Consider the following 25972-nt stretch of genomic DNA (forward strand, 5'->3'; position numbering starts at 1 on the left):
GCCGGACCTGATGCGCGAAGCGGTCGCCGCGGCGGCGGTGCGGGCCGGCGAGCTCTCCGGCTGAGCCGCCCCTAACCGATCCGCCTGCGCAACCTACATGGTAGGGAACAGACACGAGGATCGAACGACCATGGCAAACACCACAGGTGCGAAGCCCGAGGGCGGTGACGAGACCGCTGGGACCGACATCGCCGTCGCCGCCCCGCGGCAATCCCCGCGCGAGGCCGCCGTCGAGGCCCTGATGCGGCTTGCCGCCGTGCAGCCCTGGAACGACATCGAGATCGGTGACATCGCCCGTGAGGCCGGCCTGTCGCTGGCCGAGTTCCGAGAGCTGTTCTCCTCCAAGGGGGCCGTGCTGGGCGGCCTGTCGCGGATCATCGACCGCAAGGTGTTGGAGGGCGATTCCTCCGACCTCGCCGAGGAGCCCACCCGCGAGCGTCTGTTCGACGTGCTCATGCGCCGGCTCGATGCGATGACGCCCTACAAGGACGCCCTGCGCCGGATTTCCTATGCGTTGCGTGGCGATCCGCTTTCCCTTGTCGCCCTGAACGGTGTGGCGCTGAACTCCCACCGCTTCATGCTGGCGGCCGCCGGTATCGATACCGAGGGGCCGCTCGGCCGGATCAAGCTTCAGGGCGTGGTCATCGCCTTCGCCCGCACGGTGGAAGTCTGGCTCGACGACGACGATCCGGCCCTCGCCCGCACCATGGCCCGGCTCGACAAGGAGATCCGCAACGGCGAGCGCTTCATGGAGCGCGCCGAAGACGCCCGCCGCCTCACCGCGCCGTTCCGCGCCCTGGGCCGCTCGCTCCTCGATCGCGGCGCCCGCCGGCGCCGGGGCACGCGTCCCGAGGACGAGGTCGACCAGCAGACGGTGTGACAGAACGCTTTCCCTCTCCCGCAGAGGGGAGAGGGTGGATTGGGTCCAAACGAAAAGGGCCGCCCCATCGGGCGGCCCTTTCCATGTCAGGCTAGTCGATCACCCGCCGATGCGGTTGGCCAGGACCGCCGAGTGGCCGTGCTGGTTGGCAATGTAGGGGAGCGCCTGGTTGGCAAACTCGCGGCCCTGGGCGTTGTCGCCGTTGCGCGAGTAGGACTCGTAGAGGCCGAGGGTGCGGGCATCCGAGCGGGCCTGCTGCTGCACGAAGGTGCGGTCGAACTCACGGCCGGTGCGGGCATTCTTCAGGCGGTCGATCCGGGCCTGACCGTCAGGGCCGATGGCGACGCGGCGGCCGGGCTCGCCAGGGGTGTTGTCGATGATGCCGACGCCGCCGAGCACGCCGCCGACGATCCGCGAGGCGATGGTGGCCGAGATCGTCACCGGGGCGAGGACGACGCCGACCGGATTGTCGAAGCGGGTCTCGAAGGGCTGGCTGTCGGAGACGACGGTGCCGCCGGCAGTCAGCGAGGTGCCCTCGGGCAGCAGTGCCTTGGTGGTGGCCTCACGCTCGACCAGCACGTTCTTGGCGTAGTTGCGGACGTTCGGGTTGCGAGAGCGCTCCAGGGCGATGCGGCTCGACTCGATGCTCACGGCATCCGAGCGCAGGGCGGCGGCGCGGAACGAGGAGGTGTCGCGGGCCTCGGGGGCGTTGGCGTCGAACTGGGGAGCGACGCGGATACCGAGGGGCTCCTGCGCGAGGGCCGGGGTCGTGATCGCCGCGACGGTGAAGCCGAGGGCGACGAAAAGCTTGGTGTTGATCATGGCGGAGGTTGTCCTCACACGCCTTTACGGCGTTTGGTTGAACGAACGTTTCGTCCGGCATGAACGTTTCGTTAACGTGGCGGTTCCTGCTTGGAGGGCATGGCTGTGGTGCGATGCGGTATGCTTCACCTATTTGTGACATGGCGCTCGTTCGCCCTCCTTCCCGATCACCTCATCCTGAGGCACCGCGAAGCGGCCCAGAAGGAGGGGGCCAGGGATCGCAGTGGTTTCTGGAAGCCTCCTTCGAGGCCTCCGCTACGCTCCGGCACCTCAGGATGAGGCGGGTGGGTCGGGCAAATGTTGAGCGGCGGGACGTTTCGAAAGGTACTTCAATGCGTCCCAATCACTGGCGATGAGCGCTTCCTTCTTTGCCCGGCTCCAGCCTTTTACCTGACGCTCGAAGGCAATCGCCTCGGTGACCCGTTCGAACTCCTCGGCATAGACAAGGACCACGGGACGGCGCTTGCTTGTGTACCCTTGGAACGTCCCGGCGTGATGCTCGCCGAGCCGCTTGTCCAGGGTCTCACCGCGAGCCGATCCGACGTAGTAACTGCCGTCGGCACAGCGCAGGATGTAGGCAAAGGCGGCCATCCCGAACTCCTATCCAACCACCTCATCCTGAGGTGCCCGCGGTAGCGGGCCTCGAAGGAGGGCTCCAGAACACGCTGAGCGAACTGGAGGCCTCCGCCTTGGGATAAGGTGAGAGAGCAGCACAACGCTCAATGCGCCTCCTCCCAGTTCCCTGCCGCCTGCGCCTCCACCACCAGCGGCACGCGTAAGGTCAGCGCCGGGGAGGGCGCCTCGACCATCACCCGGCGGATCACCGGCAGGGCCTTCTCCACCTCGTCCTCGGGGGCCTCGAAGACCAGTTCGTCGTGCACCTGCAGCAGCATGGTCACGTTGAGTTTTTCCGCCCGCAGCGCCTCTTCCATCCTGGTCATGGCCCGGCGGATGATGTCGGCGGCCGAGCCCTGGATCGGGGCGTTGATCGCCTGGCGTTCCACCGAGGCGCGCTCGTTCGGGTTGTTCGAGCGGATCTGCGGATAGTGGCAGACGCGGCCGAACAGGGTGGTGACGTAGCCCATGTCGCGGCAGAGCTTCTTGGTGTCGTCGATATAGGCGCGGATGCCGGGGAAGCGCTCGAAATACTGCTTGATGAAGGCGGATGCCTCCTCGCGGCCGATGCCGAGGCGGTCGGCGAGACCGAAGGCCGAGATGCCGTAGATGATGCCGAAATTGATCGTCTTGGCGCGCCGGCGCAGGTCCGAGGTCATGTCCTTCAAGGGCACGCCGAACATGGCGCTGGCGGTGGCGGCATGGATGTCGACGCCGTCCTCGAAGGCCTGGCGCAGCTGCGGGATATCGGCGATGTGAGCCAGGATGCGCAGCTCGATCTGGCTGTAATCGGCCGAGATGAGCTTCCTGCCTTCCGGCGCCACGAAGGCACGGCGGATGCGCCGGCCCTCCTCGGTGCGGATCGGGATGTTCTGCAGGTTCGGCTCCGAGGACGAGAGCCGGCCGGTGGTGGTGGCCGCCAGCGAGAACGAGGTGTGGACGCGGTCCGTCTCCCGGTCGGCATGCTGCTGCAGCGAATCCGTGTAGGTGGATTTCAGCTTGGCGAGCTGGCGCCATTCCAAGATCTTTTTGGGTAGTTCGTGCCCGGCCTGGGCCAGTTCCTCCAGCAGGGTGGCGGGCGTGGCCCATTGGCCGGACGGTGTCTTCTTGGCGCCGGGCAGGCCCATCTTGCCGAACAGGATGTCGCCGATCTGTTTCGGCGAGGAGACCTGGAAGCGCTCGCCGGCATCCTCCTGAATCTCCTCCTCCAGCCGGACGAGGATCTGCGAGAAGTCGCCCGAGAGCCGGCTCAGCATGTTGCGGTCGACGCGGATACCCGCCGCTTCCATCCGGGCGATGACCGGGATGAGGGGGCGCTCCAGGGTCTCGTAGACCGTCACTCGGCGCTCGGCGACGAGGCGCGGCTTCATCATCCGCCACAGGCGCAGCGTCACGTCCGCATCCTCGGCGGCGTAGGCGGTGGCCTTGTCGAGCGGCACTTTGTCGAAGGTGATCTTGCCCTTGCCGGTGCCGGCCACGTCCGAGAAGCTGATCGGCTGGTGGCCGAGATGGCGGCGGGCGAGCTCGTCCATGCCGTGCCCGCCCTTGCCGGCATCGAGCACGTAGGAGATCAGCATCGTGTCGTCGAAGGGGGCGATCTCGATGGCGACGCTCTGGCGCCGGAACACCAGCCAGTCGTACTTGATGTTCTGGCCGACCTTCAGGACGCCCGGATCCTCGAGGAGCGGCCTCAACGCCGTCAGGGCGGCATCGATCGGGATCTGGCCCGTGACCGGGCTGAACTGCCCCGTGGCCGCCTTGGCATCGCCGAACAGGTCGCTCGCCTCGGACGCCGCCACCGGCTCCAGATGGGCGAGGGGGATGTAGGCCGCCCGCCCCGGCGCCACCGCCAGGGAGACGCCGACGAGGGCGGCGTTGTTGGCGTCGAGAGAGTCGGTCTCGGTATCCACCGCCACCACCCCGGCCTCGCGCGCCTCGGCGATCCAGGCCTCCAATTGAGCGAGGCTGGTGATCGTCTCGTAACCCGTGGTGTCGATGGGGTTCGTCCCCTCCGTTGCACGGGTGGCGACGAGGGAGGAGGGCGTCGCCTCGGCGGGGCCGCGCGGCTTCGGCCCGCCCTCCGGCAGGTTCAGATTGGCGAAGGGGTCGACCTCGCCGCTCCCAGCCCCTCCCTCGAACGGCGGTGCCTCGGCCCCGTCCGAGCCGGGCAGCAGGGCGGGGTCGGGCTTCACCGCCTCGGGGTCCACATGCAGCATCGAGGCGATGCGGCGGGTGAGGGTGTTGAACTCCATCGCCTTGAGGAAGCCGACGAGCTTCTGCGGGTCGGGGGCCGGCAGGCGCAGGTCGTCGAGGGCCACGGGGAGCGGCACGTCCTCGACGAGCGCCACCAGCCGGCGCGAGAGCTTCGCCTGATCGATGCTGGCGAGCAGGGTCTCGCGGCGCTTGGGCTGCTTGATCTCGCCCGCCCGTTCCAACAGCGCGTCGAGGCTGCCGTATTCCTTGATGAGCGCGGCGGCCGTCTTGAGTCCGATGCCGGGCACGCCGGGCACGTTGTCGGACGTGTCGCCGATGAGTGCCAGGGCGTCGCCGATCTGGTTCGGCTGCAGGCCTTCCCACTTGGCGATGATGGCGTCGAGGTCGAGGTTACGCTCGGGCCGGTGGCCGGGCTTGCCCTTCACACCGGATTCGAAATCGTAGAACCGCACCAGCGGCCCGACGAGCTGCATCAGGTCCTTGTCGGAGGACACGATGATGACGCCGGCGCCCCGCGCTTCGGCCTGGCGCGAATAGGTGGCGATGAGGTCGTCGGCCTCGTAGCGCTCCAACTCGATGGGCTGGAGGCCGAAGGCGCGCACGGCCTCGCGCATCAGCGGCATCTGGCGCTTCAGGTCGTCGGGCGCGTCGGGGCGGTGGCCCTTGTAGTCGGGGAAGAGCTCCTTGCGGAACGACCCCTCCGACTTGTCAAACACGATGGCCAGATGCGTCGGCTTGATCCCCGCCGCCCCGTCCTGAACGAACTGGGCAATCTTGGTGCAGAACAGCCGGACCGCCCCCGTGGGCAGGCCGTCCGAGGGGCGGGTGTTGTACTTCTGGTCCTGGTTGATCGACTGGAAGTAGGCCCGGAAGATGAAGGACGACCCGTCCACCAGGATGATTTGATCGCCGGGGCCGACGGGGGCGGAGGGAGAAGTCGGCGTGCTGGTCATTGCGCAATCGTGTGGGAGAAAGGGAAGGTGGTCGCCGGACCCGTCATGACCCGCCGGGCGATCGCGTCAGCTCGGCCCCGCAGACGATCAGGAGGTCCGGAAGGTCCTCCTGGACGGTCCGCCAGATCATGCCGGGCGATACGATATCGTATTCGTGGCGATAAACATTGCCTGCGTTGGCGATCTGCCGCCAAGCGATGTGCGGATGCCGTTCTCGCGTCCCCGCATCGACGCGGCGGCTCGCCTCGGAGACGATCTCCAGACAGCGCGTGACGGCATAAAGATTACGCCGGTCGGTCGAAAACTCATCGAGGCGTAATCCGACGACGAAATCCTGTGCCGCCTCGATGTTCTCCACGATCCCGAGAAGCGCGCGTCGGCCGCGCTCAGAAAGCATGGATGGCGTCGCGTTCCGCCGCAGGGCGAACATGCGGCTTGAGCATGTCCTTGTTGGACACGTCGACGGAGATCGGGAAAAGCTCGCCGATGAAGTCGATCACGCCGACATAATCGTAAACGCTGCGGATCGTCGTCTCGTCGATTTCGATCATCACATCGATATCGCTTCCGGCATGGCTCTCGCCGCGCGCGACAGAGCCGAATAGAGCGGCGTGACGAACGCCGCGCCGCTGCAACTCGCCTTCATGTGCACGAAGGATACCGATGGCCGTCCTAGAATCCATGCGGCGACGATAGCGCAAGACCAGGCTTTGCTGAAGAGGCTGCGAGCGGTCGCGCGAGAGAACGAGTGCAAGTGTCGCGTGCCGGAACGGCCGATTCCGGGTCCGCGTTCCCGATGCATCCCTCCTAGCCCCGGATAGTGTCCCACATGATTCAGATCCGCCGCCCGGCGCATCTCGCCCTGACTCTCGCCCTCTCCGCCGCCCCGCTGCCGGTCCTCGCTCAGGCGCTCCAGAACCCCGGCACCGCGACGATCGAGGCCCATGTCGTCAAGGCCGCACCACTCGAGGCGACACCGGAGCGGATCGCCGCCCTGAAACTCCCCGCAGGATTCAGGATCGAGGCCTTCGCCCGCGATCTCGGCGCGCCGCGCGTCATCGTCGTGGCCCCCGACGGGGCGCTCTACGTCAGCGACCGCGATGCCGGCACGGTCACCCGGATCGATGCAGCCGACGCGTCAAAGCGGCAGGTCGTCCTGAAGAAGTCGGACGTGCACGGCCTCGCCATCCATGATGGCACCCTGTTCTACGTGACGGTGAAGGAGATCTTCTCCGCGCCAGTGAAGGCCGATGGCAGTCTCGGCCCCGAGACGAGGCTCGTCTCCGACTTGCCCGATGCCGGCCAGCACCCGAACCGCACCATCGGCTTCGGGCCGGACGGCTGGCTCTATGCGAGCCTCGGTTCCACCTGCAACGAATGCGAGGAGCGCAACCCCGAGAACGCCACCATGGTGCGCATGAAGCCGGACGGGTCGGGCCGGGAGATCGTCGCCTCGGGACTTCGCAACACCATCGGTTTCGCCTGGGAGCCCGGGACGAAGGCCCTCTACGGCTGGGACGACGGCGTCGACTGGCTCGGAGACAACGAGACGCCGGAGGAGCTGAACCGGATCGAGCCGGGCAAGAAGTACGGCTGGCCCTACATCTTCGGCGCCGGCATCAAGAACCTCTACCGCGAGGTCCCCAAAAGCTCCCTGGAGCAGTGGGACAAGGACAGCGAACGGCCGGTGCTCACCTGGACGGCCCACGCCTCCTCGATGCAGTTCGCCTTCTACGACGGCGCGCAGTTCCCGGCCGAATACAAGGGCGACGCCTTCGTCACCATGCACGGCTCTTGGAACCGCAAGCCGCCGAGCGGCTACGAGGTCCTGCGCGTGCACTTCGAAAAGGGCCGCCCGACGTCGATCATGCCGTTCGTCTCGGGCTTCCTCACCGAGGGTGGCCCGAGCGGCTGGTCGCGCTTCGCCCGGCCTTTCGGTCTGGCGGTGGGCAAGGACGGAAGCCTCTATCTCGGCGACGACCAGCACGGCATCGTCTACCGGATCAGCTACAAGGGCTGATCCGGCCGAGGGGGCATATGGGTGCCGTTCAGCGCGCGGCGCCCACCGTGTCGGCCATGCGAGCGTCGCGGGTGCCGAGCGGCTGTTCGCGTCCCACCGTGGTGTCGATCTCGGTCTGGTGCTCCATCTCGGCGTTGATCTCGGCGCCGAGGAGCACGATCGTGGTCGAGATCCAGATCCAGGTCATGAAGCCGACGACGGCGCCGAGAGAGCCGTAGGTCTCGTTGTACTTGCCGAAATTCGAGACGTACCAGGAAAAGCCCAACGAGCCCGCGAGCCAGAACACGCCGGCGATGGCGCTGCCCCAGGTCACCCAGCGCCAGCGCGGCGCATCCCGGCTCGGGCCGTAGCGGTAGAGCAGGGCGAGGCCGGTCAGCACCGCCAGCAGCAGCACCGGCCAGCGCAGGAGCGAGATGTACCAGGCCTCCGCGCTGAGACCGACGACGTTGATCACCGCCGGCACCACGACGATGCTCACCAGCGCCAGCACGATGAACAGCAGGGCGCCCGCGGTAAAGGCGAGCGAGCGCAGGTTGAGCCAGAAGAAGTTTCGGGTCTCACGCTCCTCGTAGACGATGTTGAGCGCCTGGAAGACCGCTTTCATCCCACCGTTGGCGCTCCAGATCGAGAGGCCGAGGCCGGTGAAGAAGGTGAGACCCAAAGTGGTGTCACCCTTCTCCGCGATGCGCTTCACCTGCTCGCCGATGATGTCGAGGGCACCGGACGGGATGACGCCCTGGAGCGTCCGGAGATGATCGTTGATGGTCGCCACATCCGCCACCAGCCCGTAGCAGGAGACCAGAGCCGCGATGGCCGGGAAGATCGCCAGGAGGACGTAGAAGGTCACTCCCGCCGCCACTGAGACGAGGTTGTTCTCGCCGACATCGTGGAAGACCCGCAGGCCGATATCCTTCCAGCCTTTGGCCGGGATTTCCGAAGGCTTGGATGCCTGCCGCCCGCGTTCGGTCTCGGTCCTGGCGGCACGCTTGGCGGCCTGCCCCTCATGGGAGGGGGAGGGCTCGCTCGTGCGCGGGGCGGATGGAGACGTGTCCGACAATGATCCGGACGAGGATGGCCGCGTGCCCTTCCTCGGCAGGACGACGAGACCGACGAGCGCGGTTACGAGCCCCAGCGTCCATAGGGTGGAGCCCGCTTGTGCAGAGCCCGCCGCTCCCGCCGGTTCGTGATGTGGTTCGGCCATCGGCGGTTCGTCCTGTGGAGCGGAAAGTGAATACAATTCCCTTCGACAACCTTCCGGCAGGCGGAGGGTTTCATGCAGCGCCCCCGACGGTCCGTCAGGGCATAGAACGGTCTTGCAGCGTACAGAGAAGACCGCGGGGGAACCGCCGGAGCGCCGTTCGGCACGGTGCGTGCTCCCAGGCACGGACTGCCAACCCGTCTGCGGTTACGAGCCGCCATTCGGCGCTTGCCCTCGGCCGCCGTTGCCCTCACCGTTTTCGCGAAATTTTCCAAACGAGGACACGACCGCCCCGTGCCGCACGCGACAGAGCTGATTGCCATCATCGCCCTCGGTCTCGTGTTGGCCTTCGCCTGCGGGATGTTGGCCCAACGCCTGCGGCTGCCTCCCCTGGTCGGTTATCTCCTCGCGGGCGTGCTCGTGGGGCCGTACACGCCCGGCTTCGTCGGCAACAGCCAGCTCGCGAGTCAGCTCGCCGAGATCGGCGTGATCCTGCTGATGTTCGGCGTTGGCCTGCACTTCTCGATCAAGGACCTGATGGCGGTGCGCACCATCGCCCTGCCGGGGGCCATCGTGCAGATCGTGGCCGCTACCGCCATGGGCGGCCTGCTGGCGCATCTCTGGGGCTGGGGGATCGGTGCCGGCCTCGTCTTCGGCCTCGCCTTGTCGGTGGCGAGTACCGTGGTGCTGCTGCGGGCGCTGGAGGAGCGTCGGCTCCTCGACAGCGACAAGGGCCGCATCGCGGTGGGGTGGCTCATCGTCGAGGATCTCGCCATGGTCCTCGCCTTGGTCCTGCTCCCCGCCCTCGCGCCGTCCCTCGGGGGAACCGGCGACGGCGCGGCCCACCATGTCGCCGATGGCAACATCTGGCTCACCCTGGCGCTGACGCTGGCCAAGGTCGCGGTGTTCGCCCTGGTGATGCTGGTGGGCGGGCGCCGCGTGGTGCCCTGGCTCCTCGATCAGGCGGCCCGCACCGGCTCGCGTGAGCTCTTCACCCTGGCGGTCCTCGCCTTGGCGCTGGGCATCGCCTTCGGATCGGCCGAGCTCTTCGGGGTCTCCTTCGCGCTGGGCGCCTTCTTCGCCGGCATGGTGCTGGCCGAATCCGACCTCAGCCATCAGGCGGCCGCCGATTCCCTGCCGCTGCAGGATGCCTTCGCGGTTCTGTTCTTCGTCTCCGTGGGCATGCTGTTCGACCCCGGCATCCTCCTGCGCGAACCGCTCTCGGTCCTCGCGGTCCTCGGCATCATCCTCCTCGGCAAATCGCTTGCCGCCGTGGCCATCGTGCTGGCCTTCAAGCATCCCATCGGCACGGCCCTCACCATCGCGGCAAGTCTGGCGCAGATCGGCGAGTTCTCGTTCATCCTCGTCAGCCTCGGGCTCTCGCTGAAGCTGCTCCCCACCGAGGGGCGCGATCTCATCCTCGGCGGCGCCATCCTCTCCATCACCCTCAACCCGCTGTTCTTCGTGCTGGCCGACCGGGCGACGCGCTTCTTCGCCGAGCGGCCGGACCTCGCCGCACGGTTCGAGCGGCGAGGTGCTGCGGCGATGGCCGTCACCGAGGAGGCCAAACCCCATCGCGGCCACGCCATCGTCATCGGCTACGGCCGTGTCGGCAGCACCATCGCCAACGCCTTCGCCACCTGGGACATGCCCTACCTCGTGATCGACCGCGACCGCCGCCGCGTCCTCGACCTGCGCAAGGACGGCGTCGAGGCGGTGTTCGGGGACGCCACCGCGCCCGGCATCCTCGAAGCCGCCGATATCGGACAGGCGAAGCTCATCGTGATCGCGTCGCCCGAACCGCATACGGCGCGGCGCCTCGTCGAACTCGCCCGCGAGGCCAATCCCGGCATCGACACGCTGGTGCGCACCCACAACGATGGCGAGCGCCACTATTTCGAGGAGCAGCGCGTCGGCCTCGTCCTCATGGCCGAGCGCGAACTCGCCTACGGGATGACGCTCTACGCCCTGCGCAGCCTCGGGCTGAAGGAGGGCGAAGCGCGCATCTTCGTCGACAGCACCCGCGTGGAAAGCCGCTCGGCCCCCGTGGAGGCCGAAATCGACCAGGGCGCGCCGGAACTGCGCCCGCACAAATCGGACGTGGTGGAGGGGAAGGGGTAGGCGCGCGGCTCCTCCCGTCGGCTCTGCGACGGGAGCGCGCCGGCGGCGACATCCCGACCGGTGAACCGACCTCGAGGGGCGCGCTCATCTGCGGCTCAGCCCGGCGCGGACAAGGCGCTTTTCGGCAGCAGCATGTGGACGCCCTTGTTGCCGTCGACCGTCTGCGTGATGCGCAGATTGCCGGCCAACGAGCACAGCATGTAGGCCTGATTGCGGGTCAGTCCGCTGCGTGCGCAGACGTGACGGACCATCTCGCGCACCGCCTGGCGCATGGCATCGTCGAGGCTCTCATGCAGGCCGATCGTCATGAGATCGGTGGGCGTCTCGGCGAAGGGCCACCCATAGCCGAGATCCTTGCGCACGGTGAGCCGGAAGGTGCCCGAAAGCCCCGTCTCGAGGGCCGTGATGCAGACCTCGCCGTCGCCCTGCACGCCGTGGCCGTCCCCGGCATAGAATCCGGCGCCGGGATTGAAGACGGGCAGATAGAGCGCAGTGCCGACCTTGAGCTCCTTGTTGTCCATGTTTCCGCCGAAGGCGCGGGGGACCGGAGAGCCGACCCTCCCCCAGGCGGCGGGAGGCGCCGTGCCCATGATCCCGAAGAACGGATCGAGGGGCAGCTCGGCGCCCCAGGGCAGGATCGCGACGCCGCGGGCGACGTCGATGTCGGGATGGATCGTCTCGTAGTCGGTGAACTCGTCCGGCAGGGTGCCGAGCAGAGGCAGGATCGCCACGAAGCCCCAATCCATGCGGAATTTCAGATCGAGGATGTCGACCTGGAGCACGTCGCCGGGTTCGGCCCCGCGGACATGGACCGGGCCGGTCACGAAATGCGGTCCGGGGCCGGAGGCCAGCGTGTCGAGGGCCGCGAGATAATCGGCCGGCACCCTGGCCGGATCGGGATGGAGCGATTCCTTGCCGCCGGCCGGAAACGAGTGGAGCGTGACGGTATCGCCGGATTCGATCTCCAGGACCGGCGGCAGAGCGGCGTCGAAATAGCCGAGCACCATCGTGTCGGGTGTCGCGGGAATCTCGTGATGCGTCGACATGAGGGAGCCTTTCGGAGATCTGATGGTCAGACGGCGATGTGCCGGGCGAGGGCGGCGTGGTCCAAGCTCTCCCGCGTGCCCCGTTCGACCAAGCCGCGTGAGAGCACGACGAAGCAATCGGCGAGCCGGAGCGCAGATTTGCGGTACTGCTCCACGAAGACCAGAGTGATCCGGCTCTCGATCGTCGAGACGACGGAGGGCCGGATGCCCTCGCTCAAAGAGGATAAGGCGGGAATGGCTGCCTGTGCGTGCGGGCGATGGCGGCCTGCCGCGTCGTCCCGGCAGGCGAGTCTGCGCCAGCCGATGCGCCCGGCCACGCCCGCCCGCGATGACCGCGTCGACGGGATGGCCGGACAGGAGGGGAAGCCTGCTCATGCCGGTATTGATTGCCGCCGAGCCCCGTATCGTTGCCGAACATCGGCAGCTTGGCGACATCCCCTGGCCGCCCGGGCATCGCTTCGAATGTCCCATGGCCAACGACATTGTTGCGCGCAGCCACGGCTTGGGTTAGGTGTCGTCCACGGTCAGCACCCGTAGCTCAGCTGGATAGAGCGTTGCCCTCCGAAGGCAAAGGTCACACGTTCGAATCGTGTCGGGTGCGCCAATAAATTCAATGACTTAGCTGACTTTTACCGAGGCCCTTGTGGGTCTGTGGAAGCGATGCGGAAGCAAGATACGCGAATCAGCGTATCCCTTGACTAGCTCTACTTTGGCAGACTGATTTCAGGGAGGCCGGTGGAGTACGGCATCACAGTGCGGGCATCGCCGCGGTGGTGGCCAGCTGAAATGATCCAGGATGGCCTGTCGGGTCGCCGGCATCGAGGGCTGGGGTGGTGGGCGGGCGATTCTCTTTTCCGCCCCGCCGCTGCGAGACGTAGGGACTGAAGGAAGGCGTAGGCGATCATCGTCATCAGGGCGTGTCGATGCAGCCCGGTCCACGAGCCGCCCTCGAAGTGGTCGAGGCCGAGCTCCTCCTTCATCTGCTGATGCGCCTGCTCGCAGATCCAGCGCGCCTTGATCATCACGGCGAGCTGCTTGAGGGTCGCATCGGCCGGCAGGTTCGAGAGGTAGAACTTGCGCTCGCCCGAGCTACGCTCCTCACGCACCAGCCAGACAGCTTCCCCGGGCAGGTGCTGGTTGCCTCAAGTGCCGATCCGCTGCGTCGGCCCATCGGCCATCCGGACGCGCAGCCCACAGAAGCGAGCTCGCAGTCGCCCTTTGGGGCAGTGTCGCCACGTCACGGATCGGCCGGTCATGTCCGCCAGGATCGTCTCGGCCGAGACCGAGACCTGATCCGGCACGTGATGCTGGCGGGGTCGCCCCCGCTCCGCGACGGGGACGATCATCGCTACGTCGGCCGGGTAGACCTTGCTGCGTCCCGAAATCCCTATGGCCCATCTCAAGCCGCGCTCGCTCAGGGCCTGCCGGAACGGGGCGGAGCAGCCGTAACCCGCATCCGCCAGCACGCAGCCGAAGCGTACGCCACCCGCTCGGACCCGGTCGATCTCCGCAACCGCGATCTCCAGCTTGGTGCGGGCCGCGCGCTGGACCGCCGGCCAGGCGATCGGCCTCGCAGAGAAGCGCCTGCTGCAGCGGCGCTTCATCCCAGATCCCGGCCGCGATGAAGTGGTGCAACCGATCGTAGGGAACCCCATCAGCCCGCGCCGCCATCGGCTGGACGCTCTTGCGGTCGCCCAAGCCGATCAGCCCGGCCACGTAGAGCGGGCACATCGCCCGGCGTGCCGGATGCGACAGTCCCGCCAGGAACGGCTGCAGCCACCGCTCCAGATCGTCACGCCACCCGCCAGCACCGGACATCGCGATCACCCGCGAACATCGTCGTGGCATGCGAATCCGCAAGAATCCTACATCGTTCCGTCACTCTGCCAAAGTAGTGCTAATGCCGGGCCGATCTGCCGGGCGACCTCCGGGGAAAGGCGCGCGCCGCCGACTTGAAGAAGCCGCAGGCTCGATAGATCGCTGTCGTCCCATTCGCGCTGCTGCAGCCACAACGAGACCAAGGCTGCGACGAGGGAGGTCACCGTTACCTTCTGCCGAGCGATCACCGGGAAGGTTTCATCCCCGCCCGGAGTCCGCGCCATCACGATCCGGCCGCCGCAGGACAGCGTGCCGAGGATGCCAGGGCATGCCAGGGTGAAGTTGTGTGCCGCCGGCAGCGCCGTGAGATAGACTGTGTCAGACGAGAAGCCGCAGAGCTCTACCGAGGCGCGGGCGTTGTAGGCGTAGTCGGCATGGCTGCGCGGGATCAGCTTGGGTGTCCCCGTGGTGCCGCCGGACAGCAGTAGGCAGGCGATTTCGGTGGGACGCGGAGCAACACCCGTCGGGGGATCGCCGTCGAGTCCATCGAGATTGCAACACTGGCGAGCTTCGCCGTCAACGATGATGTTACGCAGACAGGCGTGACGCGCCACCAACTCCACCCCCATCGCGCAGTAGTCGAAGCCGAGGAACCGGTCCTTGCAGACATAGGCGACCGGCTGCGCGTTCCGGCGCAAGCCGTCGAGATCATTGATGCGTTGGGCCGGCAGCACGAAGATTAGAAGTGCGCCGAGCCGGAACAGAGCGAAGCTGAGCGCGACGAAGTTTGCTCCGTTCGGCAGTTGAAGCAACACGCGGTCTCCCGCCGTGATGCCGAGTTCGTGCAGGCCGCCGGCAAGGCGATCAGCGCGCCGATCAAGCGCGGCAAAGCTCATTTCGCCCCGGTGATCTGTCAAGGCAACGTGGTCTTTATAAGCCTCGGACCAGCGACGCAGGGATTCGCCCAGCGTCTCCTTCTGCCAATAGCCGCGTCGCTGGTAGGCCTCCACAACCTCTGGCGGTTGAAGGAAAGTCTGCTCGGAAGCGATCATCATATCATGTCGATTTCCATGACTTGGTGGTCATCGGGCGGGTAGCCGCTGGGCGATCACCGTTGGCTGGTCATGCGTGTCCAGCAGTCTGCACTTGCAACTCGCTTGACGATCCGATTTGCCGAAGCTAATCTCAACTGTTATGTTTATACTTTAAAATATAACTATCATATGAGAATTGTATTTACCTCTCAGATAAAAATTTTGCTTTTTTTCGAAGCCTTCATAAGAACTAACTATATTCTAAAATTGCTTACCTCAACGACCTGGATGTTCGCGATCGGGTATCGGTTGTTCGCGTTTAAGATCAATCTTCGGTGTGGCGTGACTGCTTGGCGCGCAACGACTTGGGAGCGACGCCATAGCGGCGCCGGAATTCAGTGGAGAAATGTTGCTGCTGATACCCCATGGTTCGCGCGACATGGCCGATGGAATGCTCGCCGGCCTCGATCATACGTTTCGCCTCTTCGAAGCGGCGGTTTTTGACGAAGGCGTAGATCGGCTCCCCGAAGAGATCGCGGAACCCGTCCGACAGCTTCCGCGCATTCACACCGACACTGCGAGCCAGTTCGGCGACGGGCGGTGGCGAGGCGAGCGCATCGAGCAGGATGGCCCGCGCTTCGTAGAACCGCTCGATGTCGCGCGCTGACCAAGCGTAGGCCCGTGGGGCGATGGAGCGGAGCGGACAGCGTTTCTGCGTTTGCTGGATCGACTGCGAGACGCATTCCAGGGCCTTGGCCACAAGAAAACAGCGACGTGCTATTCCTGTAAGGGTGGAGGCGCGCATCTGCCAGGCGATGGCACTGATGACACCCGGGCACGGATCCGAGCGGCAGGAATGATCACTCTCAAGGAGGCGACGACCGTCCTCGCCGAGAAGGTCATCGATGCTGGCATCCGGGATCCGCACGAAAACGGCCGAGAGATTTCCATCCTTCAAGGCACGGTGCTGCACCTGGATCGCCTCGCTCGTGTAGAAGGCCACGGCGCTACCCGGCTCCCAGCATGTACGACCGAAACGGGTCTGCTCGACCGACACCGTGCCATCGAGGATGGAGCCGAGCCAGTAACCTCGACCGAGATCGCTTTCCCAGATCGCATCTCGTGAAACGCTCAGATCACCAAGAAACACCTCGATGCCGCCGGCAGATGCAACCTCCATTATAGGCTCCTCGCGGTCAAAAAATTATAATTAGATTTGATAAAATCTAACCGATACGAGACTTATGCTATCAGGAATTGTGCATTTCCCCAATGGCAGCAGCATCCCGGCAAACCAATTACGAGGGAGCCCCATCCTTCAGTGCAGGCGAACTTGTTCCACTTCTCTGGCGTCGATGAGGGGCCTCCATCGTCGCCACGATTCCGGGTTTAGCTGATCCCTCCTCCGTTACCGGCCATTCAGCATTCCAACGTGCGTCACGGCGGCACCGCAGCCTGGACGAACGTTCAGGTTCGATATGCACTGAGGCAATGCGCCTACCGACGCGCCGCACTCACCGTTTGCCCATCGCGCGCGAATGATCCGGTTCCCGAACAAAGGACTCCGAAGCCCGAACATCCGCAGCCTTGTCGAGGCCAGCCACGCAATCTAGGAGCAAAAGACAAGCTGGAGCATAAGATGCGAACCGATCTTAAAAGTATTATAATGTTCGGCAGTGTATCTCTTGGCATCTGTGCTGCTCAAGACGCGACGGCTCAAAACGCAAGAATAAATGACACAGCCTCGGTCGCGCTGGATCCGATTACGGTCACCTCGGATCAGCGGACGGATGCAATCGAGAAGCTCCCTGCGGCGACGACCGTCATAGCGAGTCGCGATCTTGGATACGGCAAAGTCAATACCCTGGACGATGTTGCGCAACGTAGCGTCAACGCCATCTTCAGTTCACAGGGCGGTCCGTTCACGATCCGCGGCATCGGATCCCCGGGACTGGACGCTGGTGTCGACAGACAGCCTTCGGTCGGCGTCTTTCTAGATAATGTCTACATCGCGCGGCCGTTTGGATACCCGACGTTCCTCACGGACGTCAGCAACGTCGAGGTTATCCGCGGATCTCAGGCGACACTCTTCGGCAAGAATACGATCGGAGGTGCCGTCAACATCATCCTACGGGATCCGGGAACCGTTCCAGGGGTCGAGGCAGAGGCGGGGATCGGTAGCTACCCGAGCGGCCGGCTCCAGGCCGGCTTCGATACGCATGTGGGATCGTCTGCCTTCAACGCGCGTGGTTTCGTAGCGTGGACCGGCCAGAATGGGTACATCAGGAACCTGCCGAACGGCCAGGATGTCAGCGACGTCAACGCCCTCGCGACACGGTTCGTCATCGCCGGGCCGCTTGGCGAGGCAACGAAACTTAGGCTGTCTTTCGACTATTCCCGCAATCGTGACGATGGCGGACTTTGGTACGCCCCGCTGCCTCTCGCCCAACGCTACAGGGCGATGCACGACTTCAAACCCGACAACAAACTCGATATCGGAGGCATCACCGCCCGCGTCGACCACGACTTCGACGCGTTCCGGATCACGTCGATCACGGCTCTTCGTGGGCACGGCCTCAACACGATGCTCGACGGTGACTTTACCGCAGCCCCGCTATACGGCCAGGCACAGACGGAGGAGCAGAGGCAATTCAGCCAGGATCTTCGCTTCACCTCCACGCTGCCCGGTCCCTTTCGTTGGACCGGCGGCCTGTTCTACATGCATGAGCGGTTCAACGCCGCACAGTTCTTCGACATGGCAACAGTACCGCGCGAGCTGTGGAGCCGCGATGTCTTCAAGCAGGACACCGATACCTACTCCGCCTTCGGAGAGATTGCTTACCGCTTCGACAATGGCTTCGAACTGATCGGAGGCCTGCGCTATACCCACGAAACGAAGAGCACGACATCCGAGATCTCGAGCCCGAGCGGAACCTTCGCGTTCGGCTCCCCTGGACGGATCGCGGCCGACAGTGCCTTCGACAACCTCTCGCCGGAAGCGACGGCGGTCTACCATCTCTCCGAGGACAAGCAGGTCTTCGCCAAGGTCAGCCGCGGCTTCAAGGCAGGCGGAGTCAGCCCTTACATCGAGGCCGACGGCACCGCCAATCGCTACCAGCCCGAGACGACGACCTCGTACGAGATCGGCACCAAGAACTCGTGGCACGGCGGTCGCTATACCCTGAACGGCTCACTCTTCTACATCGACTGGAGTGACCTACAGACTTCCCTATACACGACCCCCTTCACGCGTGTGATCCGCAACGCGGCGGCGGCGACCTCCAAAGGCGTCGAGGTCGAAGGAGGGGTGCGCCTGACCGACAATCTCACGGTGACGGCGGGTTACGGCTACCTCGACGCGCGATACGACACGTTCGTGGATACGGTGCTCGGCAAGACTTACTCCGGCAACCCCCTCCCCTATGCGCCACGAACCAGCATCGAGGGCGGCTTGAGATGGGTCAGCGCCATCACGGACGACATGAATTTTGTCGGCACCGTAAAGTATGCCTACCGGACAACTTACTCATTCACCCCTGAAAACGGCTACCGCCAACCCGACACCCACATCGTCGATGCGCGGCTTGGCGTCGAAGGCCGGACCTGGAGCGCCACGCTTTGGACGAAGAACCTGCTCGACCAGCGTTACCTCCGGCAATAATTTAACTACAGCGGAACCAACATCGGCGTCGCCGCGCAGGGACGTACGCTCGGCTTGATCGTAGCGGCTCGATGGTAGGCACTCCTTCGATGATGCGATCCGGCGCGACCAATGGCCCCCCGGCGATGGCGAATAAAGCATCCCGCTCGGCGTTTCTCATGATCGCCGGGCTCTACGTCTCCCAGGGCTTACCGATCGGGTTCGCCTTCGAAGCTCTGCCGATACTCCTGCGTCAGGCAGGAATCGGACTCGATACCATTGCGCTCACGCCGATCGTGGCGTTGCCTTGGATTCTCAAGTTCCTATGGAGTCCGTTGGTCGATAATACGTGGACGAAGCGGCTTGGACGCAGAAGGAGCTGGATGATCCCCACGCAAGCGGTGCTCGTCATCTCGCTTGTCGGGCTCGCCTTCGTCCCGCTCGGCATCAGCAACATGCCGATCACCGCTGCCCTTCTGCTGCTCGGATCTTGCGCTGGCGCGACCCAGAACATCGTGACCGATGGTTTTGCGGCGGAGGCTCTACCGCACGAAGCGCTTGGGGTGGCGAACGCGCTGCAGATCGGAGGGATCGTGGCAGGCGCCATGCTCGGCGGAGGGGGCTCGCTCATTTTGCATGATTTATGGGGCGTACAGGCCGCACTCCTCGTGCTCGCGGCCGTGGCCCTCCTGAGCCTCCTGCCTGTACTATCCTGGCGAGAATCCATCCGGCCGGCGGACCGTACACGGCGGAAGGCGCGCCTCCCAACGATCATCCGGCGCAGAGGGTTCGGGCCCATCTTGTTGCTGTCGCTCTGCTACGGCGTGGCAAATGCAGGCGGCTTCGGGCTTTCGAAGTTGGTCCTCCTCGAGAAAGGGTGGATGGTCTCGCAGATCGGGGCCATCGCCGTTCTGTCGAGCGCCACGGTGATGTTGATCGGGTCGCCCCTCGCTGCCTTCGCGATCAGGCGGTTCGGGCTCTGGCACACCATGCTGGCCGGCCTTTTCGTCGCTCTCGCTCCGGTGATCGCATGGTGGTGGGTGGCCTCCGGTCCTGCCTCGCCATCGTGGGTTCTGGCGGGTGCGGCCACGGTTCTGCTCGGAACCGCCGTGGGTCTGATCTCTGTCGCCGCGTCGACCCTCGCCATGCGCTTTGGCGCACAGGGTAATCAAGCCGGAACGGATGTCGCAGTGCTGCAGAGCGCCAATGTGCTCGGCGAGATGATGATCGCGAGCAGCGCGATGTGGCTGGCCTCGTCCATGGGCTACGCGAACGCCCTTATCGGAGCTACGGCCGCGACCGCTGTGGTTTTTGCGATCGTGCTGTGGTGCAGGGAGTCGGTACCGTCTGTGGTGCTTGAGGGAGCGAAATGATACGATGACCGTACGATCACGTTCCCATGGCGACCGCATTACGGACGCCATCGCCCGCAAACCTTCGGGCCTTCTCGGCAAGCTACTGTTCCGATACCCTTTCGCACATCTCACCGGCTTCGAGCTCGCCCTGAAGCTTGCGCCCACAAGCGCCTCCGATGTCGTCTTAGATGTCGGCTGCGGCGGCGGCGTTTTCCTACGCGAAGCGCTTCGAACGGGCTGTACGGCGACAGGCCTTGATCACAGTCCGGATATGCTCGCAACAGCCGCGAGCGTGAACGCTGCGGCGATTCGCGAGGAGCGACTCACTCTCGCCGAAGGCGATGCCGGTGCCTTGCCGTTCCAAGAGGCCAGCTTCGACAAGGTCTTCTGTTTGAATGCTTTCTTCTTTTTTTCCGAGCCCGCGGCCGCGATCGCCGAGATGGCGCGGGTGACCCGGGCGGGAGGCTCCGTCGCCATCCTGACGACGGCGAAGCAATGGGCGTGCGATGCGAACTGGCTCGTCCGTCCCCTGGTCAGGCGGATGCGCTGCCATGAGCCGGAGACCCTGTCCGGCTGGGCAGCGGAGGCCGGCTTGCGAACGATCCGGATCGAACCGGTGCCGAAGAGCGGGTATCTCCAGATCTTCGAAAAGGCCAAGCATCCTGCAGCGCGACGTCCGGAGGCTATATGTCCGGTGTGATCGACGTACCCGGCTTCCGCGGCACTGTCATAGGCACCGTTGGAACGATGACGATTGTGCGTGGCACTTTGCATGGGGAGCTTGCGGCCCATGTGGCCGAGACCGACGAACTGGTTGTCGTGCTCTCTAAAGCCATCGTGGTTCAGGTAGATGGGTCCTGTAAAAACCTCCAACCCGGCGACTGCTCCGTTATCCCGAAAGGCACCGAGCATCGCGTCAGCGCGGCCGATCCTTCGCTCGGAGTGATCGTCGCAAGGTAGCGTGCGCTCATGCCGACGAACTGCTTCTTCCAGCGATAAAAGGTCGGCTCGGATACGCCCATCTTCCGGCAGACCTCGTCCACCGTCGCGCCGCTCTCCGCCTGCCGCAGGGCGAAGGCGATCTGTTCGTTCGTGAAGCGTTTGCGAGGCCTGGCATCCACCCTCCTTCAGGGTTCAGGATGCCCGAAAAACTTGCGCTCAGCGCGGACCAGTTTGGTGGGTCAGGGTCAGTGTTGTCGGGCTTGAGCGCAGGTGAAGCAACGGGCGTGGTTGCCCCCACTCGTTGCTGTTCGAGCTCGGCAGCGAACGCTGCCGGGGTAGCGTAGCCCAACGACGAGTGCAGCCCAGGGCTTCGGATCCGGATTAACGGGCGAGTTCGCCCAGGATTTCTGCGAGGTAGGTTGGGTCCCATCCGGCGCGCTTTCGTCTGAGCTTGATCGAACGTTTGTCGGAGACGGCCCGGACGAGGTAAGGGCGAAGTGCCGGACGACGGCCATGTTGCGGGCGCCGTGGCCTTTTCGCAGGCGGGATTGGTCGTCGGCGAAGACGACGTCGAGGACCCAGTGCAGGCTGTTCTCGATGGCCCAGTGTCCGCGCACGGCGTCTGCGGCGCGTTGTGCCGTGAGGGCTGCCGAGGAGACGTAGTAGCGGGTCTCGGTGCGGCAGCGGTCCTTGAGTTCGGTGCGAGCCCGGACCCGCACGAGGCAGGCGACGCCCGGCAGGCGTGTCTCACCGGGGAAGCGGCGGGGACCGTCGAGCCAGTCGACCTGCCGCACGACGCTGACGCGCCTCTCTTCGATGCGGCCGTATCCCTTGTCGTGCTCGATGACGGTCTCGGTGTCTCCTTCGGCGCTGGTCTCGAACAGGCTCTCGACCTCGGCGCGCAGGGTTGGCTGGTTGGCTTTGACGGCGAGCAGGTGGTCGGCGCCCGCTGCCGTGATGGCGGCGGCGATGCCCGGATTGGTGGCGACGCCGTCGATGGAGACGAGGGCGCCCTCGAGGCCGTCATTCTCGGCCAGCCGCTCGATCAGGATCGGGATGGCGGTGGTCTCGCTCGCTTTGTCGGGCACCGCCTCCTGGCCGAGCACGAGGCGGGCCGTGGTGGCGAAGGCCGAGACCAGATGCAGCGGCGGCCCGCCGGTGGCGCGGTCGTGGCTGCGGCGCGAGGTCTTGCCGTCGATGGCCACGAAGTCGGGCCGCTGCGGCCAGGTGGCCCGGACCCAGGCCGTGAAGGCGGACGCGAACAGGTGCGGATCGATCCGGTTCATCAGGATGGTCAGCCAGCGACCGCCCGGCACGCCGTGATGGTAGGGCAGATAGCGTCGCAGGATCGGCAGGTGGGCCTCGCCCCACTCCGCGATCAGGTCGTAGTCCTCGCAGTCGCAGATCGTGCCGCAGACCACCAAGAGCAGCACCTCCGGCAGGGGATGCGCCACCTGCCAGGGGACCCGCGGGTCGTCGATCTCCCCAAAATGATCGAGAAGCGCCTTCAGGCGCGACGGCGGCAGGATGTCCAGGGGCACGACACTCATCAGGGGGCTCCCAATCGGCGCTCTCCTCACAGAGTCAGCATTCCCGCAAGCCGTAAACCGCCGTTAACCCGAGTTCGGAGCCCTGTATGTCGCCCGCGATGTTCGGCAGATGCGGACTGCTATGGTAGAGCGAGTGCACTGGGACCGGGCTGCCCACCGCGCGGACGATGGCCGGAAAGGAGAGGCTGCGATAGCACCGCTGCACCCGACCGTTGCCCGCCACGACGATGGCGATCCGCTCGGGGTGGTATTGCACGTAGGCCCGAGCCGCCGTCTCCCTACGGACCGCGACGTCGCGTGCGAGCCTGAGAACGTGCTGCAGATTCGGTTCGGCAAAGGCCGCCATGGCTCCCCGCAGCAGATGAGGGGGCATCAGCACGAGGCAGGCGAAGCGGTTGGCCTCGACCTCCCTACGCTGCCGCTGATCGCCCTCCTTCGCTTACACGCGCAATAGGTCGGAGCTCTTGCAGAGGAACCGGCCGGGCTGATCCGGGAAGTGATGCGGCATCAGGAAGTGGCCGAGTTCGTGCAAGATGGTGAAGCGACGACGCGGTTCGCCCCCGCGCTTGGCAAGGATGGTTCCTTCGGACCGCATGGCGTCGGTTACGAGGCCGCCCTCGAACCCGTCAGTGTCCAGGTCCTCGATCCTGAGGATCCCGAGGCGTGCGCACAGCTCCTGGATCGGCACGGGCACCGGAAGGTTCGGCTCTGCCTGTAGAATGCGTTTGACGAGCGCCTCAGGTGTGCCCGCTCCCCCGAGGTCTATCCTGCTGATCGCCATCCGCGCATCGCCTTCCATCCCCGACCCGCTTCGTTAGGCTGCCACGCACCCATTATCTCGAAACCGGACTGCAGGGAGTTCGTACAGGCAGTAATTCGTTGTAGGCGCGTGCCTTGAGCGGTTACCCGCTATTCAAACGAGACCTCCTGGCCGGAAATCAGTGCCTCTGGGCAAAAAAGTCGCGTTGATCGAAAGGCCGCCATGCACCCCAAGCGATCGGCCTAGCGCGCGAGACGAAGTCCAGCGCGATCCAGCTTTAGCCGACACAAGCCGACACAAAATGTGGGGTAAATTGGCGGTGGTCGCCGGCCGTCAGGCCAAATTCCGCAACAGCTACAATGGTTTGTCTTAGTCAAATGGCGGAGAGGGGGGGATTCGAACCCCCGATGGGCTTGCACCCATGCCGCATTTCGAGTGCGGTACAATCAACCGCTCTGCCACCTCTCCGCGGGGCGCCTCGATGAGACGGAGGCTCGTTAACACGAGTTCGGTCGACATCACAAGTCGAGAGCGCACAAAGAATGCGCTCCCGTCGAACGTCGCGGGGTCAGCCGCCGGAGGCCAGGGCCGCGGCGACCTTGCGGGCGAAGGCGACGGGGTCGCGTGGAGTGTCGCCGTCCTGAATGCGGGCGAGGTCGACGAGGGTGCCGGCGGGCTCCGTCACGTCCTCCCCGGCCTCGGCCTTCGCCGCGAGGGAAGCGATCAGCGGGTGGCGCGGATTGATCTCGAGGATCGGCAATCCGCCGGCTCCTCGCCCGGCCCGGCGCAACAGGCGCTGCATCTGCAGGTCGGGCCCGCTGCCCGAGGCCGAGAGCACCACGGCACTCTCCACCAGCCGGTCGGTGGCGCGCACGTCGGCCACATCCGTGGCCAGTGCCGCCTTGAGGGCGGTGACGAGGGACTCGACGGAGGCGGGTGCCTCGCCGGTTTCCTCGGTGGCGGCGATTTTCGAGAGGTCGAGGCCGCCCTGTGTCACCGAACGCAGGGGCTTCTCCTCGAACCGGCCGAGCTGCTCCGGCCAGAACGCGTCGACATGGTCGGAGAGCAACAGCACCTCGACGCCGCGGGCGCGGAAACCCTCGAGCTGCGGCGAGGAGGCCAGGGCGTCGGCATCGTCGGCCACGAGGTAATAGATCGCCTCCTGGCCGTCCTTCATGCGCGAGACGTAATCGGGCAGGGAGGTCCAGCCTTCCACCGCCGAGGAGCGGAAGCGTAGGAGCGGAGCGATCTCGCCCCGGCGCTCGTAATCCTCGTAGATGCCCTCTTTGAGGACGGGGCCGAAATTCTCCCAGAAGGACTGGTAGCCCTCCGCATCCTTGGCGCGGTTGCCGAGTTCGGAGAGGACACGGCCGGTGACCGCGCGGCGGATCTTGGTGAGAACCGGCGTCGCCTGCAGCATCTCGCGAGACACGTTGAGGGGCAGGTCCTCGGTGTCGACGACGCCCTGGACGAAGCGCAGCCAGGTCGGCAGCAACTCGGCCTCATCGGTGATGAACATGCGCCGGACGTGGAGCCGGACCTTGCTCGCGCGTTCGCCCTCCACCGCCTGGAACGGCTTCATGCCAGGAATGAACAGCAGGGCCGAGAATTCGAGCGCCCCTTCCGCGCGCCAATGCAGGGGCGCCCAGGGCTCGTCGAAGTTCATGCCGACATGGCGGTAGAACTCGGTGTACTGCTCCGGGGTGACCTCGGATTTCGACTTGCGCCACAGGGCCGTGCCCTGGTTCGCGGTCTCGGTCTTGCCCTCGGCGACGATGGCCACCGGCACGGTAATGTGGTCGGCCCATTTGCGCACGACGTGGTCGAGCCGGTAGCTCTCCAGATACTCGTCGGCGTCCTCCTTGAGATGGAGGACGATGTCGGTGCCCGGCTCGTCGCGGGTCGCCTGTTCCAGGGTGTAGCTGCCCTGTCCGTCCGAAGCCCAGGTCCAGGATTCATCGGAGCCGGCGCGGCGCGAGGTGACGGTGACACGGTCCGCCACCATGAAGGCGGAGTAGAAGCCGACGCCGAACTGGCCGATCAGGCTGGGTTTGTCCTCGGCCTTCGCGTCTCCGAGCGACTGGCTGAAGGCGCGGGTGCCGGAGCGGGCGATGGTGCCGAGGTTCTGCGCCAGTTCGGCCTTGGTCATGCCGATGCCGGGATCGGAGATCGTCAGCGTGCGTGCGGTCTTGTCGGGGGTGATCGTGACCTTCGCGTCGGCCGGCGGGGCAGAGACCGATTGCGTCAGCGCCTCGAAGCGGCGCCGGTCCATGGCATCGGCGGCGTTGGCCACCAATTCGCGCAGAAAGATTTCGCGGTCGGAATAGAGGGCGTGAACCACGAGGTCCAACAGCCGGCCGACCTCGGCACCGAATTCGTGCCGTTCCAGGGTATCGCTCAAGGGTTTGCCTCCGGGGATCGAACGGTGCGCGATATGACCCTTGCGGTGCGGAAATTCAATATCGGCAAGTAGAAGCCGGGTCCGTCATGCCGCCGCCGGGGGCAGGCGCCCGGTCCATGCAACCTTGTCCGCTCTCGGGCGTAGCCGTGTCTGACTCACCACGTTCGAGGACGACGACGATGGAACCGATGAAGCCTATGGAACCCATGAAGCCCATGGAGCCGATGAAGCCCATGTCCGGCGGCGAGGCCTGGTGGCCCCAGGAGCTGGGCCAGCCTTCCACCAGCGGTGGCCAGAACGGGATGCGCTACGCCTTCTTCCCCGACTCGCGCCGGCTCGTCATCGACACGGACGGCAAGCGCACGACCTACGATACCGGCGATCACCAGATCAGCGGCGTCTCCCAGAGCAACGGCTCCGCGCCGACCTTCTCGTCCCGCCAGGGCGACGTGTCGGTGAAAGACCTCAAGACGGTGGATTGAGCCCAAAAGGCGGCGCTTGCGAGCGCCGCCATTGCGCCCGGCCTGACGCACCGACATACTCCTCCGACATGACGTCGAGGCGCAAAGCCGACGCATGACGCCGAGGGGACGGGACGGTGAA

General features: G+C 65.5%; 21 protein-coding genes, 2 tRNA genes and 3 pseudogenes. 9 read left to right on the forward strand and 17 right to left on the reverse strand.

All coding sequences use genetic code 11. The features are described from left to right. The first annotated feature begins 130 nt into the window (after positions 1-130). On the forward strand, positions 131-880 hold the full coding sequence (locus FV220_RS08335) for a TetR/AcrR family transcriptional regulator (RefSeq protein ID WP_187273358.1): 750 nt from the start codon (positions 131-133) through the stop codon (positions 878-880). A 99-nt stretch (positions 881-979) separates the two neighbouring features. On the opposite strand, the gene FV220_RS08340 is transcribed toward FV220_RS08335, so the two are convergent. From FV220_RS08340 to FV220_RS08365, 5 genes are all read right to left on the reverse strand, one after another. Next, positions 980-1702, reverse strand: coding sequence for a DUF4142 domain-containing protein (locus FV220_RS08340; protein WP_147830683.1), 723 nt, complete (start codon positions 1700-1702; stop codon positions 980-982). A 270-nt stretch (positions 1703-1972) separates the two neighbouring features. Beyond that, positions 1973-2293: a GIY-YIG nuclease family protein gene (locus FV220_RS08350; protein ID WP_147830685.1), complete on the reverse strand. Its 321-nt coding sequence runs from the start codon at positions 2291-2293 to the stop codon at positions 1973-1975. A gap of 128 nt (positions 2294-2421) precedes the next feature. Then, positions 2422-5484: a DNA polymerase I gene (gene polA / locus FV220_RS08355; protein ID WP_147830687.1), complete on the reverse strand. Its 3063-nt coding sequence runs from the start codon at positions 5482-5484 to the stop codon at positions 2422-2424. Positions 5485-5527: 43 nt separating this feature from the next. Beyond that, complete coding sequence (locus FV220_RS08360) at positions 5528-5914, reverse strand: HepT-like ribonuclease domain-containing protein (protein ID WP_246689411.1); 387 nt, start codon at positions 5912-5914, stop codon at positions 5528-5530. Further along, positions 5871-6185 carry a nucleotidyltransferase domain-containing protein gene (locus FV220_RS08365; protein WP_246689412.1) on the reverse strand — a complete coding sequence of 105 codons (315 nt, stop codon included), beginning with the start codon at positions 6183-6185 and terminating at the stop codon, positions 5871-5873. The genes FV220_RS08360 and FV220_RS08365 overlap by 44 nt, the downstream gene beginning before the upstream one ends. 128 nt (positions 6186-6313) lie before the next feature. On the opposite strand from FV220_RS08365, the gene FV220_RS08370 reads away from it, so the two are divergent. Beyond that, positions 6314-7504 (forward strand): PQQ-dependent sugar dehydrogenase, encoded by a 1191-nt coding sequence (locus FV220_RS08370; RefSeq protein ID WP_147830690.1) that lies wholly within the window; start codon positions 6314-6316, stop codon positions 7502-7504. Between the two features lie 28 nt (positions 7505-7532). Here FV220_RS08370 and FV220_RS08375 read toward each other — a convergent pair whose 3' ends face one another. After that, the gene (locus tag FV220_RS08375; protein ID WP_147830692.1) at positions 7533-8705 is read right to left on the reverse strand and encodes a YihY/virulence factor BrkB family protein; all 1173 of its coding nucleotides are present in this window, start codon (positions 8703-8705) and stop codon (positions 7533-7535) included. Positions 8706-8996: 291 nt separating this feature from the next. Between FV220_RS08375 and ybaL the strand changes: the two genes are divergently transcribed. After that, entirely contained in the window at positions 8997-10823 is a 1827-nt protein-coding gene (gene ybaL, locus FV220_RS08380) for a YbaL family putative K(+) efflux transporter (protein ID WP_056141015.1), read from the forward strand. Between the two features lie 95 nt (positions 10824-10918). Here ybaL and FV220_RS08385 read toward each other — a convergent pair whose 3' ends face one another. Beyond that, entirely contained in the window at positions 10919-11869 is a 951-nt protein-coding gene (locus FV220_RS08385; RefSeq protein WP_147830694.1) for an acetamidase/formamidase family protein, read from the reverse strand. A gap of 26 nt (positions 11870-11895) precedes the next feature. Continuing rightward, the gene (locus tag FV220_RS08390) at positions 11896-12186 is read right to left on the reverse strand and encodes a hypothetical protein (RefSeq protein WP_147830696.1); all 291 of its coding nucleotides are present in this window, start codon (positions 12184-12186) and stop codon (positions 11896-11898) included. Positions 12187-12396: 210 nt separating this feature from the next. Between FV220_RS08390 and FV220_RS08395 the strand changes: the two genes are divergently transcribed. Continuing rightward, positions 12397-12473: transfer RNA gene (locus FV220_RS08395), tRNA-Arg, on the forward strand. A gap of 144 nt (positions 12474-12617) precedes the next feature. On the opposite strand, the pseudogene FV220_RS08400 reads toward FV220_RS08395, so the two are convergent. The 3 genes and pseudogenes from FV220_RS08400 to FV220_RS08410 all read right to left on the reverse strand — a co-directional run bounded on the left by FV220_RS08400 (position 12618) and on the right by FV220_RS08410 (position 15901). Then, positions 12618-13687, reverse strand: a pseudogene (locus FV220_RS08400) (transposase). A 47-nt stretch (positions 13688-13734) separates the two neighbouring features. Further along, positions 13735-14742: an AMP-binding protein gene (locus FV220_RS08405; RefSeq protein ID WP_147830698.1), complete on the reverse strand. Its 1008-nt coding sequence runs from the start codon at positions 14740-14742 to the stop codon at positions 13735-13737. 304 nt (positions 14743-15046) lie between these two features. After that, entirely contained in the window at positions 15047-15901 is an 855-nt protein-coding gene (locus FV220_RS08410; RefSeq protein WP_147830700.1) for an AraC family transcriptional regulator, read from the reverse strand. A 459-nt stretch (positions 15902-16360) separates the two neighbouring features. On the opposite strand from FV220_RS08410, the gene FV220_RS08415 reads away from it, so the two are divergent. The 4 genes from FV220_RS08415 (at position 16361) to FV220_RS08430 (ending at position 20676) form a co-directional block, all read left to right on the forward strand. Then, positions 16361-18382, forward strand: a complete 2022-nt coding sequence (locus FV220_RS08415) for a TonB-dependent receptor (RefSeq protein ID WP_147830702.1) — start codon at positions 16361-16363, stop codon at positions 18380-18382. An 89-nt stretch (positions 18383-18471) separates the two neighbouring features. Then, positions 18472-19734 (forward strand): MFS transporter, encoded by a 1263-nt coding sequence (locus FV220_RS08420; protein ID WP_187273359.1) that lies wholly within the window; start codon positions 18472-18474, stop codon positions 19732-19734. 4 nt (positions 19735-19738) lie between these two features. Next, positions 19739-20416, forward strand: a complete 678-nt coding sequence (locus FV220_RS08425; protein ID WP_147830706.1) for a class I SAM-dependent methyltransferase — start codon at positions 19739-19741, stop codon at positions 20414-20416. Continuing rightward, positions 20404-20676, forward strand: a complete 273-nt coding sequence (locus FV220_RS08430) for a cupin domain-containing protein (protein WP_147830708.1) — start codon at positions 20404-20406, stop codon at positions 20674-20676. Before FV220_RS08425 ends, FV220_RS08430 begins: the two co-directional genes overlap by 13 nt. A gap of 8 nt (positions 20677-20684) precedes the next feature. Here the strand turns inward: FV220_RS08430 and FV220_RS08435 are convergent. The 6 genes and pseudogenes from FV220_RS08435 to htpG form a co-directional block, all read right to left on the reverse strand. Continuing rightward, positions 20685-20837, reverse strand: a pseudogene (locus FV220_RS08435) (transposase); the annotation flags it as partial. A 202-nt stretch (positions 20838-21039) separates the two neighbouring features. Next, a pseudogene (locus FV220_RS08440) lies at positions 21040-22208 on the reverse strand (ISAs1 family transposase). A gap of 34 nt (positions 22209-22242) precedes the next feature. Continuing rightward, a complete protein-coding gene (locus FV220_RS26030) occupies positions 22243-22581 on the reverse strand; it encodes a hypothetical protein (RefSeq protein WP_246689413.1) in 339 nt (112 codons plus the stop codon). A 66-nt stretch (positions 22582-22647) separates the two neighbouring features. Beyond that, positions 22648-23007, reverse strand: coding sequence for an ImmA/IrrE family metallo-endopeptidase (locus tag FV220_RS26035; protein ID WP_238253846.1), 360 nt, complete (start codon positions 23005-23007; stop codon positions 22648-22650). 339 nt (positions 23008-23346) lie between these two features. Beyond that, positions 23347-23436, reverse strand: a tRNA-Ser gene (locus FV220_RS08450). Between the two features lie 100 nt (positions 23437-23536). Further along, positions 23537-25369 (reverse strand): molecular chaperone HtpG, encoded by a 1833-nt coding sequence (htpG, locus tag FV220_RS08455; protein ID WP_147830710.1) that lies wholly within the window; start codon positions 25367-25369, stop codon positions 23537-23539. A gap of 188 nt (positions 25370-25557) precedes the next feature. Here htpG and FV220_RS08460 point away from each other — a divergent pair, with 188 nt between their 5' ends. After that, the gene (locus FV220_RS08460; RefSeq protein ID WP_238253847.1) at positions 25558-25851 is read left to right on the forward strand and encodes a hypothetical protein; all 294 of its coding nucleotides are present in this window, start codon (positions 25558-25560) and stop codon (positions 25849-25851) included. Positions 25852-25972: the final 121 nt, after the last annotated feature.

It is taken from the genome of Methylobacterium sp. WL19 (assembly GCF_008040005.1).
Taxonomy (GTDB): domain Bacteria; phylum Pseudomonadota; class Alphaproteobacteria; order Rhizobiales; family Beijerinckiaceae; genus Methylobacterium; species Methylobacterium bullatum.